The sequence below is a fragment of the Paraglaciecola sp. G1-13 genome, from assembly GCF_055809255.1.
In genome coordinates, this window is sequence record NZ_CM147903.1 from 2,695,034 (window position 1) to 2,709,198 (window position 14,165).

Genomic DNA, 14,165 nt, shown 5'->3' on the forward strand with positions numbered 1-14,165 from the left:
TGCACGATCTTATATCTGCAACCGAGGCGTACAATTTATTACAACTACTTTCATGGATAAATACGCTACAAAAGGAAACAAAATCAATTAATTCTATATAATCACCTGCTAACGACTGAGCCACGCTATTCACAACCATCGCCGCAGCACCACGTTATGCCTTCGTAGTGATAAGGCGTGATGATAAGTCGCGGTGACAAAAAATTGCCGATTATGAATATGAAGATTGGGGAAAGGACAAAAAGTCAGGCATACTTATTTTACGCAGCGTTCATACTCGCTATTTCTTAGGCTGCCCCCAAGCATTGCCAAAAAGTAGCCAATAGCCAAGTAACAACCTAGTCAACCTCAGAATATGAACATCGCAAGTCATAAAGGAGACCAAGATATCAGTGAATAATATTAAGCTGACCCAAGACGAAAACTTGTCCATACGAGTCGGTTACCAGCTTTCGCCCAGTGATCACCAAAGACTCGACCTGTATTTTTCATTGCCTGATGAAATGGGTATCAGCGCAAAAACCTTGACCGAGGAACAGTACTTTCACCACAGCATTCAAAACCACAGTGCCTATTATTCTGACCAACTGCATGTGCCATTGGTGCGCAGCCGATACATTAGTCAAAAGAAGGGCGAACAAAGTGATTATCGCTTAAACCTCAATTTGTATTCTTATCAAATTCGTACCGCCCTTGATACTGACATCAAGCAAACGCTTAAGCTTAAAGACAGCAAAGAGTTTTACCCCCAAGCGATAGAGCTTGCTGAGCAAACCTCTGGCCTGCTTAAAAAATTAAGGCGCTATACCCCGTCTGACGAAAAGCTGAGGGCGTATTTTGAAAATGCTGATAACTACCTTAGCTGGCAAGTGGAGCAGTCATTTTTAAAGCTGCTATCAAGGGCGCCCAAAAGCGCAGAATACTCAAGTGAAAGAAACTTTCTCTTTGGTTTATGCCGCCGAGAAAATGAATATCGAGAAGAAAACCAGTACAACTCGCAAACCACTCTCGGTGACCCGAATCGCATTACCAATAAAATGCGCTTGTTACAGCGTTTAATAGAATACGGGGTGGTATTTCAAAAGAAAACCAAGAACCTCAACAGCTATTTAAACCGCATCGTCAAAGGTACCGTAACCGCGATCATCATGGCGTTTGTGATGGTGTTAGTGTTAAACGCGCGAACCAATTTTACCGAAGTAACCATTGCATTGGTGGGCATGTTAGGAGTGATTTACGGCTTACGGGAAATATTCAAAGAAGACATTACGCGTATTATTTGGCGGCGTATTCAAAAAGGCTTGCCAAAGTGGCGGATTTTATACAGCCACAGTGTGAATAAGAGCAAGGTTGCCAATCAAACCATTTGGCTTGAATACATTCGCAATAAAGATTTGCCGCCTCAAGTAGACAAACTGTTTCAAACACGTCGCCAGCAAAACAAACAAGCGGCGCAATTGCTGCATTTTCGTAGCGAAACCAAGGTCTTCGCGAAAAGCTTTTTACCGGGCTATGATGAGGTGCGCCAGCAAATTTATTTCAATTTGACCCCCTTTATTCGGTTTCTAAGAAAGGGCGAAGGTCGCCTTTATTCGTTGGAAAACAACAAAATCACTAAGCAAGCAGTGGAAAGACGTTATCAAATTAATGTGGTGCTAATGCACACGGATAAAGACAAGAAGCAACAAACCCAGCGCTTTAAGATTACCTTAAATCGCTCGAACATCATTAATATTGAGGCGTTAGAAGTCCGCAAAAGTGAGTGAACTCACCTCGCGTTAACGTCTGCCGACAAACGAAGTTAATCGTGGGCGCATGAATTCACGCCCACGGACTGCCTACCTAAAAAGGTTTATTGCCAGTGCGTCGGCAAAGTTACATGTGCTCGCTGATAGAGCCTGTAACCTTGTTGGCATCAAATATTTCAATCCAATAACCGTCAGGATCTTTTATAAAAGCGAGCCCTTTCATTGCACCATCATTGGGGCGTTTTTGAAAAGGTACGTTCAACGCTTCAAAACGCTGACAGGCTCCGTCGAGGTCGGGTACGTGAAAACCGATATGACCGAAGCCTTTTGGCTCACTGTTACCATTGTGATATTGGGTATTCTCAGGTGTATCATCCCAATTATGAGTCAGTTCAAGCATGGCTGGACGACCAAAAGTTTGCACTGTTCGCGCGTTGTCATCATTACTCACGTCAGAAAAGTCATCGCCTGCACTTAAAAAGTACAAACTAAACTTCATTTCTGGGAAATCGAGGCGCTTTAATAGCGTCATGCCCATTACCCGGGTGTAAAAATCTAACGAGCGCTTTGGATCAGCAATGCGCAGCATTGTCTGGTTAAACACGTAACCAAGGGTGGTGGGATCTCTTTGTTCACACAGGCCATCGGCCTTATCAAAATGACGACTCATAAAGTTAGCTCCTCATAACATCTAAAGTTCATACTCACTCAGTGGGGGCAAAATAGATAATTAACAATGGATTAGTGTAAAAACGATGGTAAACGCTAACATGCTAGACAAACTTACACATACCGTTTCCCAGTAATGTATTTGGTCTACTTACGTAGCCATATCGTTCATAAAATGGCTCTTTACCCTTGGCTGCCAATAAGCCAATAGTGGCGCCCTGCGCAGCTGCACTTTGCAGATATGCTTCGATGTTCAACATAATTTGGTGACCCACCCCTTGGCCTTGATGGGTCGGTGTCACTATTACATCTTGAATATAAAAACACATTGCGCCGTCGCCCACGACGCGTCCCATGGCGAGTAATGCGTGTGATTGACGGATACACACACAGTACAAGGTATTTTCAAGGCTTTTTTGGGCGATATTAATATTGATTTCTCCCCACCCTGCTTGCTTACGCAGAGCGATAAACTCCGCAACGGTTGGGCTTGCTTCTATCACTTGATACCGTTTCACTTATGCTCCTTGCCTGCGTTTAGCTTTTAGCGGTGATGGATACATCTCATGCTAGCTACATCATTTTCAATATTATTTTGAAAATGTTTCGTCACCACCCCAGTTTTTCTTCGAACTGCGTTGCCATAAAGTATCGCCATTGGTGCTTGAGAACAAAATTTAAATGTTCGTTCAGCCAGATGACACGTGTGGAACGTCTGTCATCATTTTCAAAATGAAATATTACATGTATCGATTTTTAAACCCTAATAGGAGAACAAATTATGTCAGTACCTAAGCAAATGAACGCCATCGGTTTCACTCAATCATTACCTATTGAAGAACAAAATAGCCTATTTAAATTTACCATGCCTATCCCGACTTTGGGCGAAAACGATATGTTGGTGCGTGTTGTCGCCACATCCATTAACCCTGCTGATGCAAAAAACCGTGCGCTTTCCGCGATTGATACCCCTCACCCACAACCGGTTATTTTAGGTTATGACGCAGTGGGCATCGTTGAAGCACTTGGCAAAAATGCCTCAGGTTTCAGCGTGGGCGATAAAGTGTATTACGCTGGGGACGTGACCCGTGCAGGCTCAAATTCTGAATATCAAGCTGTTGATCATCGAATCGTTGCCCATGCACCAACCAGCCAATCAGATGCTCAAGCTGCGGTAATGCCACTCGTTTCACTGACTGCCTATGAGGCGTTATTCGATCGCCTTCGTGTGTCCAAGACGCAGAAGAAAACGTTGTTGATTATTGGCGGTGCCGGTGGCGTAGGATCAATTGCTATTCAACTTGCTAAGCAGCTAACAAACTTGACGGTTATTGCAACTGCATCTCGCCCTGAAACCGAAAAATGGGTTCGCAGTATGGGCGCAGATTATGTGGTTAATCACAGAAACCTACTGGACTCTACTCGTGAAAGTGGTTTTCAACATGTTGATTATATCTTCAATGTTGCCGATACGCAGGGCCACTGGGATGCCATGGTAGAGTTAATCGCGCCTCAAGGAATGATAAGTTCAATCGTTGAGGTCAATAGCAAAGTAGATATCTCACCTTTAGCAGCAAAATCGGCAGGGTTTGTTTGGGAACTTATGTTTACCCGCTCTATGTTCAACACCAGTGACATAGTACGTCAACAAGATATTCTGGCTGAAATAGCGCAATTACTTGACCAAGGCAGTATCAAAAGTACGTTAACTCAAACCTTCAATGGTTTTAATGTTGACACCTTTAAAGAAGCCCATAGCGTGATCGAAAGTGGTAAATCTATTGGCAAAACAGCTGTCATTTATTAGGGGCTTAAGATTTAGAATTCTGTCAATTTAGCAGCACTCTTTTTAGCAGCACTCTTTTTAACAGCACTATTTATAGTGCCAGCTGCTACAAGCAGGCCGATAGAATCGTCAGCGACAGGTGTAGTACCCTTTAGTGTAAAACTAACCATGCTTCTCAGCCCGCTTCACGCGGGCTTTTTTATAACTCAACGTTGCAGAGCAATGCATAAGCAAAAAATCAATTGCAATTAAATAGACGATCGGTCTAATATATTTAGGTAGCAAACTGATTTCCCCCAAGTGGTAGCTTAATACTCAGATGAATGTGCAAACAACAAAACCAAGACGCGGCCGGCCGCCCAAAGTCGCTCGTGACAATTACGACACGAAGGCAGAGCTTCTGCGTGTGGGCTTAGAGCACCTAACCGAATTTGGCTTTGCCTCGTCAGGCATTGATACCATGCTGAAAAAAGCCGGTGTGCCTAAAGGCTCTTTTTATCATTACTTCGCCAGCAAAGAAGCCTACGGTGAAAGCCTGATTGCGCATTACGATAGCTACTTTTCACGTAAGCTAGATATACACCTGCTTAACGAACAACATGCCCCTTTGTCGCGTATCGCAAATTTTGTGGATGACGCGGCTATTGGCATGGCGCGTCACGGCTTTAAGCGCGGCTGCTTGGTGGGCAACTTAGGCCAGGAAGTGGACGCCTTACCCGTTAGCTTTCGAGCACAACTGACAAATGTATTTTTGAATTGGCAGCGCAAGATTGAAGCTTGCCTCATTCAAGCAAAGGCTAATGGTGACATAAATCAAAGCGCGGACTGCGGGGCACTGGCTGAGTATTTTTGGATCAGTTGGGAGGGTGCAGTCAGCCGAGCGAAGTTGGTACAAAGCGACAAGCCCCTAATGCTTTTTTTGCAGTATTTTTTACAGGCCCTGCCCAAATAAGCACTTGGGCTTTTTTTTAGATATTAATAGACGATCGGTCTAAATTGGAGAGATGACATGAATGATGCGACTACTACCCAAAGCAGTACAGAAGCAAGAGCAGAAACCACCTTTAGCGGTATTTTAATCAACAAAGACGAGCAAGGTTATCGCGCGGCTTTACAGCAGATTGAACAAAGTGTGTTACCTGAAGGTGACGTGACGATGAACGTGTTGTACAGCACATTGAATTATAAAGACGGATTGGCGATCACTGGCAAAAGCCCTGTGGTACGCCAGTTTCCCCTAGTGCCAGGGATTGATCTGGTCGGCGTAGTTGAGAACAGCGACAGCCCGGATTTTAAAGTAGGCGATGTGGTCATTAATAACGGCTTTGGCGTAGGTGAAAAGCACAGCGGCGGCTTAGCACAAAAAGCCTGCATGAAAAGCGAATGGCTCATCCCCTTGCCCGCTAATATCAGCCCTAAACAAGCCATGATCATAGGCACCGCAGGTTACACCGCCATGCTGTGTGTGCTTGCGCTTGAGAAAAACGGAGTTACCCCCGAAAAAGGCGAAGTTCTGGTCACTGGAGCGAACGGCGGAGTGGGCAGTTTTGCCATCTCGATACTGGCAAAACTGGGCTATACCGTGGTGGCTTCAACCGGCCGATTGGATGAAAGCCCTTATTTGAAAGCACTAGGGGCAAATGAGGTTATTCACCGTGATACGCTATCTAGCCAAGGCAAACCACTGGCCAAAGAACGCTGGGCTGGGGTCATTGATTCTGTAGGCAGCCACACATTAGCCAATGCTTGCGCCAGCACAAAATACGGCGGTACCGTTGCCGCTTGTGGTTTAGCCCAAGGCATGGACTTTCCAGCCAGTGTGGCACCGTTTATTTTGCGTGGTGTGACCCTTGCAGGTATCGACAGTGTTATGCGCCCCATTGAAGACAGAAAGGAAGCATGGCAGCGCTTAAGCGACATTTTAGAGCCGAGTGTATTTGATGATATCGCTCAAGAAATCAACTTAGAACAAGTGGTAGACGCTGCAACTAAGTTACTCGATGGTGAAATTCGCGGTCGAGTGGTAGTTAACGTGCAAGGGGAATAGTGGATCCTAATCGGTAAAAATGCATAAAAAACGATGCAAAGTTGCATCGTTTTTCTATGTCAGAGCAAACTACATTAGGTTTTACGTTTACGGTTGCGTAATCCCAGCCCTAACCCGAGAGCCACAAACGCTAGCCCCATTGGTGCAGGCACGTCTACAGGCTTTTCCCCACCGGCAGTCGCTGACCCAAACGTTATGTCATCGTAACCCGTTTGATTTACGGTTCCGCCAAAATCAACTGACATTGCAGTGCCCGCAAACGAAGCGCCAACGGCTGTCCAATTACAGAACTCCCCGTTTGGATCTCCCGAGCAATTATCCGTATGCTGAGCTGATAAATTCAAGGTTGCTAACAAATTTCCAGTCGCATTTAATCCATCATACACAAATACAGACGCTGCCGTGGATGAGGTGTAAAAGAACGAAAAGCCCGTATCAAAACCCGGAACGTAATTCAGTATGGCAGTCCCTGTAAGAAAGAACATGATAGTGTCTGATGACGGTTCATTAGCGAAATTTCCCGTCCCTCCGGCGTCAGCATCAATGAGTCCTAAGGTATTGGTTCCAAATGCGATATCATAATCGACACCGGAGTTACCTAAACTGTCAGTTCCTCCATCGTAAAAATCATTGATATTAGCTCCGCCACCCACACCTTCGAAATCAAGAACAATAACCTCAGCAGTGGCGATTTGTGATGCGGCTAATAAAGCTGCTCCGGAAAGGGCAAGCTTGAGCCGATTAAACGATTTATTTTGCATACATTTCATCCTTTTTTAGTATTTTTTTGTAAGTTGCCACAATCCGTATAGCGTAGAAAGAATGCCTAGGCATCAGCTTACATGCAATTATAAAACCAGAAATAAAAACACTACCTATCAATAAGATAGAATGTATTTTATTGCGCGAGATGCTGATATGTTTATTTTTTCGACAGTCATTTCGGGCTTACGTCTTAAACGTTTATTGATGTTCGAGTTTAGACAGGGAGGTTTTTTACACCAACCAAGAAGTTTGGTTGGGGAAATAAAAACGCCCGACGTTATCGGGCGTTTTCTAATTGCGGTTGTACAGAGATACCTAACGCTAGATGAAGTGACTTGTTCAGTCGGCTAAGCGTTTTTGGTACATGGTGGATGTCACCTCTTTGACCGCTTGGATCATATGCGGATATGGGATATCCGTTACCGTTACAAAGCCGATATTGGCGTTTTCGCCGTCAAATGCGCGCCCCGATATGGGCTCATCTATGTATTGAAACCAATGGGCCCCGACCATATACGGCTTGTCTAACACGCTTTGCATGTAATCTTTGTACATTTGGGCTCTGTCTTGCTGGTTTGCGCTGTGCACAATACCCGGGTTGTACATGCCTGAATCTGTCGTGCTACCAATATGAAACTCACCAATCACTACGGGTAAGTCGACGTCTTCAAGGAAGTTCCAATAGTCTTCTTGCACCCCTTCCTCATAAATATTGAAGCTCAGTACGTCAGAGTATTTCAAAGAGGCAGTGATGATTTCATCAGGCATGCCCCAGTTGGCCATGCGCGCGCCCATGTACAAGTGCTCTGGCAGCGCCGCTTCTAAGGTATTGTGTACCACTTTAAAGTACTGCTCGCCGAGCATCTCGAGCATTTTTGACAAATCAGCAATTTGGGCATCGGTGTGCGTGCTGACGCTGGCGTCATGTTCAAACGTTTGCCAACTAACGAAGTGTGATGACCATGCGGAATTCAATGCATCGATCGTCTGGTATTTTTGCTGCAAATGGGCTGCAAAGGCCGTTTTTGCAGGGCTCTTCTCAATATTTTTTGATAGTGCATCAAGGATCACGCCATAGCGTTGTGACACTGTGCCTTCACGCTCTCCCCAGCTCTTCTCATTATCAATAAAAATACCCGCACACCAAGGTGACGCTTGAATATTTTCGGCGATAGCATCGATAGTGACCTTTGCTCGCTGTGCAAATACGGGATCAAAAGGATCTGGCATCAAGCCCCAATGATTAGTGTGACCCGACAGTGTTTGGTAATCGCCGATGATCCAACCATTGGCGAAATAAGGCACTTGCTCTGATTGATAAAACGCTGGGTCTACCCAGTTACCAAAAGAGGTAAACCCCCAGTCATGCATACGCTGTGCGGTGACGTCATGCCATTTTTTTACGTAGGAAGGATCGCTGCCTTGATTTTCGCCTGCTTTTTCACGTTCACCTGCGCGTAGGTCGTCATCACCGTATCTGCGTTCTAAATTAGCGCGGTAAAAGCTGTAGGTCTCGCCGTAGGGAATAGGCCCTTTGTGGGTAGAGCGGCGATAGCTATAGTGCTCAGAGAGCTCATCATCATAGCTTGGTAACCACTGAAACATATCGTTGCGCGCCTTTGAAATGACATAGCGTTTTTCTTTTGCGCTGTCAGGAACAGATACAATTCCCATGGAATCTTCTGGGGTAATTTCATCACTGGTGCGCACGCGAATACTCGGTTGGTCGTAGTCTATTCCGGTTAACGTACTCATGTTTGCCATACGCACGTTAGCTGGCCCGTGTGAGAAAAACAGATAGCCATCAGGGTCGACCATCCACCACTTACCATCGACCTTTTCCGTTCTAAAAAAGCCGGTTGCTTCACGTTTTGGGGCTTTGGTGTAACCACCAAAACGAGAGCGGTCTGGCATACCTGATGATTTGGCTAGCTTGGCCAGTTCTTCATCGGCTTGTTGTTTTAGTTGGGCATCTGAATGCACATCTAACGGGGTGCTTTGTTTGGCGTTTTGCCCGTACTTATCGATTAATCCGACCGATACGTTCGGGTCGTGAGCTGGATTCGCACGCAGACGCACATCATCCAAAATCACAGATTTGTTTTCCAATATTCCAATAGTGAAGAAATTAAGCGCAGCGAGTTGGCTATAATCTTGCTCTGCTTTGCGCCAAGAACGCCACACCATTAAGTCGTCTTGGGTTTGCCAATGAGGCACATCTCCCCACATGCCGCTGTCGGTTTCTGCTTCAATACCATCGAGGGGAAAATACACAGTGCCTTTGTAATTCGGAGCCAGAGAAATTGAGTGACTCTGGATTTGTCCGTTTATATTTTCCAAAGACAAGTACAAATGAACTGAATCTGGGCTGGTGTTTTGCACATCAAAGGCAATGTTGTAGTTTTCGTACTCCCTAAGATCCCAAGGCTTCGGTGGCTCTACGCGCAACGTGGAAATATTACCGGTTTTCACAAACTCCACCGCTAATTGCTTGTTAATTAAGCTCTCGCTGCTGGTGATCTGCGCGAATGAGGTATCACTTTGCTGCAGCCAGTTAAGTTGCTCTTGGTTATCAAAGTCAATCAGTGAGACGATTTTATGCTCGTTGGTAAACGCGTCCTCTGCAGTGCCTAGTGGGCTACCGTTTCCAGCAAGGTCTTGTGGAACACCCTGAGCCTGAGCAATTTCATGTTGATCATGACTACAGCCGGTTAGGGTAATTGCTAGCGCAATCGCGCTTGCCCTAAAGGCGACCGTTGTAATGAATTGTGGGTATTTCATGTTGTTGTTTCCGTTATTAAATAGGGTGCTCAACCTTGGGTATGTGCGGATACACAAGGCTGAGCAGAGCCTAAGGTTTTAAACTAAAACTAAGTAATTGATGGTGCGCAGTGACAAAGACACGAGTTTGATCTGCGTTGAAGGCTAAATTGGCCGAAATACTTGGCATGTGCACTTTTGCCAGCAACGTACCTTGGGGATCAAACAGCCAAATACCGCTAGGCCCAGTGGCGAACAAAATTCCATTGCGGTGTACTTTGAGGCCATCAGGTAAACCATGGCTGGCATCTGATTGCACCGGTGCTTGGTGAAACAATTTCCTGTTATGCACCCCGCCCTCATCATCTATTGAATACGCGTACCAAGCCGGTTTTTTAGGGTTAGAGGCTGCCACATACAGGGTTTTCTCATCTGGCGCCAAGGCAATGCCATTAGGGTAAACCAGTGTTTTGTCTAGCAGAATCAAATCACCTTTCGGGCTAAGGGCGTATACCCCTTGAAAGTCCAGCTCTTTAGCCGGATCGTCCAATTGCTTAGGCAAACCATAGGGAGGATCGGTGAAATACAGCGTGCCCTGCACGCCGTCTTTAGTGTTGTACTTTGTACTGCCCTCAGTGCTGTGTTTTGTGCTTCCCTGGGTTTTAAAGACACCGTCATTTGGGCTATTGAGCACTTGACCTTGATAGTGACGCGTCAGAATAATGAACTCATCAGCAGGAAACGTCTGTTGGCGCTCCTGTGGCTTCTGGGCCTTTGCTGGCTGCTTTAGGTTATGTGACTTTGCTAGGGGCGCTGCTTGCTCAGCACCTGAGGCAATTAAAGAGCCTCGCCACTTAGCTATTTGACGCGAGCGAGACTGCATAAGGACCAATTCATTTTGCGCGTTGATAAGCAAACCATTTGAAAAACCACTGTGGGAGATAAATTCACTTACCCCCTGCCCATCTTTGTAGCGATAAACCTTGTGAGTGGGAATATCTGAAAACAAAAGCGCTTGGTCTTCTTCCCACCACACTGGCCCTTCCACCCATTCAAAACCTGTGGCTAGGGTGTTTATCTTGGCGCTTGTATCTAAAATACTCAGTACTGACGGGTCGAATATTTCATAGGCTCCCATGCGTACCGGCGCACTCTGTGAGGCACTCTGTGCGCTATTTTCAAAGGCTTTGTGTGCCTTATTTTCAAAGGTATTGTGCGCATTTTTGTTGTTGACCAAGCTACGTTCAGTGTTATTAACAAGGGACTTCGACGCTGAGCAACCACACAGAGTCATCATCATGGCCGTGCTGAGCGCCAGCGCCTGTACTTTATGGTTACTTCGGCTGTGCATCGCCAAAACGCCTCGTGTAAATGTTTGCGTTCACGGCTTTGGCGGCATCAACTAATGGCTGGTACGGCGTATCTGTGACACTTACAAACCCTACGTTATAGTTTTCACCGTCATATGCCCGGCCAGTTAAAGGCGAGTCAATATATTGAAACCAATGCGCCCCGACAAAATACGGGTTATCAATGACGCTGGTTATGTATTCTTGATACTTTTTGCCTCTATCCGCCTGAGAAGCAGCGTGTATAAGGCCGGGGTTAAGTAGCCCTGAGTCGAGTGCGCCATTGTGAAACTCGCCAATAATACTCGGCTTGTCGATTTTTGCTAAGAAGCCCCAAGCTTGGTCGGTTATGGCTTCTTTATAGTAGTTGTAGCTAACCACGTCAGCGTATTTTGCCGCGGCGTTGCGAATTTCGTCCGTCATGCCCCAATCTGCAAAACGCGCTCCCATGTACATGTGATTTGGCATGGCTTGCTCTACAGCATCGTGCACTACCGCAAAGTATTTCTCGGCGTACAGGCTAAGCATGGCTGATAAGTCTTCGATAATAGGGTCGTTAAATCTGGTCAGTGTTATGCCAGTGACCACATCATCCCACGTACGAATTTGCGTACTCCATTTGCCGTTTAGCTCGGCAATGTCTGAGTACTTGTTCTTTAAATACGTGACGAATTGCGCTTTGGTTGGGCTGTCTTCGGCATCAACTTCAAGGGTGTGAATAGCAATGCCATACTGGCCTTCAATCGAGCCCTCTTGTCCCCAACTTTTCTCATTGTCGATAAACACCCCCACACACCAAGGGTTGTTTTGTACTTCTTGGGCAATCTTGTTGGCAGTCACCATTGCCCGTTGTTTAAAAACGGGATCGAATGGGTCCGGCAATGGACTCCAGTAGTCATTACCGCTACTCACGGTTTTGTAATCACCGATTATCCAACCATTGGCAAAATACGGGACACGATTAAGCTGATAAAAGCTCGGGTCAATCCAGTTGCCAAAGGAGGTAAACCCCCAATCGAGCATTCTGTCTACTGTGGTATCGCGCCACTTAGACATAAACACCTTGGGGTCGTTACTGGCATATTTACGCGCCAAATTAGCGCTATAAAAGCTGTACGTTTCGCCTTTATCTACTACCCCAGTGTGCACTTCTCGTCGATAGCCAAAATGTTCGGCTAATGGCTCATCAACGCTTGGCAACCATGTGAACATATTTGCACGTAGTTCTGAGGTCACATGACGACTTGGCCACGCTGCTTTTGGTGCCCTATTTAAACCAATGGAATCTTCTGGGGTAAAGTCGCCCTGGGCGCGCTGCTTAATAAACTGACTGTCAAAGTCATACCCAGTAATGGTAGAGGTATTAGACATACGCACGTTGGCGATACCGTTTGAGAAAAACAGGTACCCTTGTGGGTCAACTAAGGTCCATTTCCCTTGATATTTTTCGGTTCGAAAATACCCTGTTGCTGCGAGCTTTGGCCCATCAGCCCAGCCATTGAATTTCGATCGCCCTTTTGGTACGTCGTGGGTGAACGCATTTTGCTCTTTGGCATTGAGAGCCCGTAGCTGTTCCACCGTATCAATTTTATTGGTGAACTCAAGTTTATCGTTCTGACCGAACTCGTCGACTAAACCCACAAGATAGTTTTGATCTATTTTCTGCGGTTTGATAAGACGTGGGTTATCCACAATCAAGTGTTTGTCTTCTGGCACGCCTCGAACATCGAATTCGATACTTTTTACTTGGCTCAAATCAATTTTCTTAGTGCCATAGCGCCAAATCATTGGGGTAAATTCAGTTTGCCAATTATTAGGATTAGAGCGAATACCGGTTTCAATAGACAGGTCTGGGTCGTTTAGCGCCATAAAATAAGTATCTTGGGAGTGGCCAGGTACAGCAAAGCTACGATTATGGGATTGCCCTGTGGCGTCTTTGACTGACACATACAGATGGGTTGAAGATTGGCTAGGATTCTCAATTTCGATTGCAAAGGCGAATTGACCTTCGTGGCTCCAATCCCAAGGCGAATCAGGAATAAAACTAAAGCCTGCGCTTTTATGCTCTTTGGCGTGTAAATCGATAGCCAGTTTTTGTTCACCATCAACATCAACCACGTGCATATCCGCCGCTGTGAGTGTTACGTCTTGCATGTCTGTCACCCCTGCAAAATCCCAAGGCAACATATTTTGCTGTGTTTGTTTGGTTGCGGCATCGCTTGGCGTTGCCACACTGTTGTTTGTAGCTTGGTTGTTGTTGCAGCCTGCAAGTGCGGTGACTGCCAGAGCGATAGCACTAAGGATAAAGCCTGCGCTTTTTGGCGATGTATTCATTGTGCTGCCTCAAGTGGGTAGTTTTCTAAAGTTGCGACTATGGCGCGTACCTTTGCGGTAAGTGCATGCGCCTCTTTTTCATTCTTAACGGGCGATGCCAGTGCACCACCTATGCCTATTCCCGTAGCGCCGCTTTGCATCCAGGTTTCAAAGTTATGCTCATTAATGCCCCCTACAGGAAAGAAAATCGTGTCTAAGAAGGGTCCCTTGGCCAAATCTTTCAAATATCCGGGACCCATTGCCCCCGCAGGAAATAGTTTGACGATATCCGCCTTAGCTTGCGTGGCATTCACCACATCAGTGGGCGTTAACGCGCCCATGACCACAGGCACATTTAGTTTATGGGCGCGTTGCACCACTTCAATACTGGTATTAGGCGTGACCAAGAACTGCGCCCCCGCTTTTATGGCTTCATCCACAAGAGCGACATCGGTGATGGTCCCTGCCCCTACCAACATATTCGGGTAACGCGCCCGAGCTTGGGTAATCGCGTTTTGGTACTCTGGTGTATTGCTGGTTATTTCGACTGCCCCCGCACCCGCATCATGCATACAGGCGATAATTGGGGGAATATCCATAGGGTCTTTAACGCGGATGATGACCACGAGCTTTCCTGTGATAAGTCGTTGGCGGATATCTTCTCGGATAATGGAATTTAATTGGCTCTCGTGGGGACTCGACATGTTCGTTCTCACTTACGTTAATTG

11 protein-coding genes are annotated in these 14,165 nt (G+C 46.1%); 4 read left to right on the plus strand and 7 right to left on the minus strand.

Translation table 11 applies throughout. The features are described from left to right. The first annotated feature begins 392 nt into the window (after positions 1–392). Complete coding sequence (locus tag AC0L6N_RS11350) at positions 393–1,766, plus strand: hypothetical protein (protein WP_473474708.1); 1,374 nt, start codon at positions 393–395, stop codon at positions 1,764–1,766. 109 nt (positions 1,767–1,875) lie between these two features. On the opposite strand, the gene gloA is transcribed toward AC0L6N_RS11350, so the two are convergent. Together gloA and AC0L6N_RS11360 are read right to left on the minus strand one after the other, a co-directional pair. After that, complete coding sequence (gene gloA / locus AC0L6N_RS11355; protein WP_473474709.1) at positions 1,876–2,418, minus strand: lactoylglutathione lyase; 543 nt, start codon at positions 2,416–2,418, stop codon at positions 1,876–1,878. A gap of 103 nt (positions 2,419–2,521) precedes the next feature. Further along, complete coding sequence (locus AC0L6N_RS11360; RefSeq protein ID WP_473474710.1) at positions 2,522–2,935, minus strand: GNAT family N-acetyltransferase; 414 nt, start codon at positions 2,933–2,935, stop codon at positions 2,522–2,524. 263 nt (positions 2,936–3,198) lie between these two features. Between AC0L6N_RS11360 and AC0L6N_RS11365 the strand changes: the two genes are divergently transcribed. The 3 genes from AC0L6N_RS11365 (at position 3,199) to acuI (ending at position 6,250) form a co-directional block, all read left to right on the plus strand. Further along, on the plus strand, positions 3,199–4,224 hold the full coding sequence (locus AC0L6N_RS11365; RefSeq protein WP_011575413.1) for a zinc-binding alcohol dehydrogenase family protein: 1,026 nt from the start codon (positions 3,199–3,201) through the stop codon (positions 4,222–4,224). A gap of 298 nt (positions 4,225–4,522) precedes the next feature. Further along, entirely contained in the window at positions 4,523–5,155 is a 633-nt protein-coding gene (acuR, locus tag AC0L6N_RS11370) for an acrylate utilization transcriptional regulator AcuR (protein ID WP_473474711.1), read from the plus strand. A 57-nt stretch (positions 5,156–5,212) separates the two neighbouring features. Beyond that, on the plus strand, positions 5,213–6,250 hold the full coding sequence (gene acuI / locus AC0L6N_RS11375; RefSeq protein ID WP_473474712.1) for an acrylyl-CoA reductase (NADPH): 1,038 nt from the start codon (positions 5,213–5,215) through the stop codon (positions 6,248–6,250). A gap of 74 nt (positions 6,251–6,324) precedes the next feature. On the opposite strand, the gene AC0L6N_RS11380 is transcribed toward acuI, so the two are convergent. The 5 genes from AC0L6N_RS11380 to AC0L6N_RS11400 all read right to left on the minus strand — a co-directional run bounded on the left by AC0L6N_RS11380 (position 6,325) and on the right by AC0L6N_RS11400 (position 14,141). Then, positions 6,325–7,011 carry a PEP-CTERM sorting domain-containing protein gene (locus tag AC0L6N_RS11380; RefSeq protein ID WP_473474713.1) on the minus strand — a complete coding sequence of 229 codons (687 nt, stop codon included), beginning with the start codon at positions 7,009–7,011 and terminating at the stop codon, positions 6,325–6,327. Between the two features lie 343 nt (positions 7,012–7,354). Further along, positions 7,355–9,796, minus strand: coding sequence for an agarase (locus tag AC0L6N_RS11385; RefSeq protein WP_473474714.1), 2,442 nt, complete (start codon positions 9,794–9,796; stop codon positions 7,355–7,357). A gap of 70 nt (positions 9,797–9,866) precedes the next feature. After that, on the minus strand, positions 9,867–11,126 hold the full coding sequence (locus AC0L6N_RS11390; RefSeq protein ID WP_473474715.1) for an SMP-30/gluconolactonase/LRE family protein: 1,260 nt from the start codon (positions 11,124–11,126) through the stop codon (positions 9,867–9,869). Further along, entirely contained in the window at positions 11,110–13,458 is a 2,349-nt protein-coding gene (locus AC0L6N_RS11395) for a beta-galactosidase (protein ID WP_473474716.1), read from the minus strand. Before AC0L6N_RS11395 ends, AC0L6N_RS11390 begins: the two co-directional genes overlap by 17 nt. Further along, positions 13,455–14,141, minus strand: coding sequence for a bifunctional 4-hydroxy-2-oxoglutarate aldolase/2-dehydro-3-deoxy-phosphogluconate aldolase (locus AC0L6N_RS11400; RefSeq protein ID WP_473474717.1), 687 nt, complete (start codon positions 14,139–14,141; stop codon positions 13,455–13,457). The genes AC0L6N_RS11395 and AC0L6N_RS11400 overlap by 4 nt, the downstream gene beginning before the upstream one ends. Positions 14,142–14,165 lie beyond the last annotated feature (24 nt).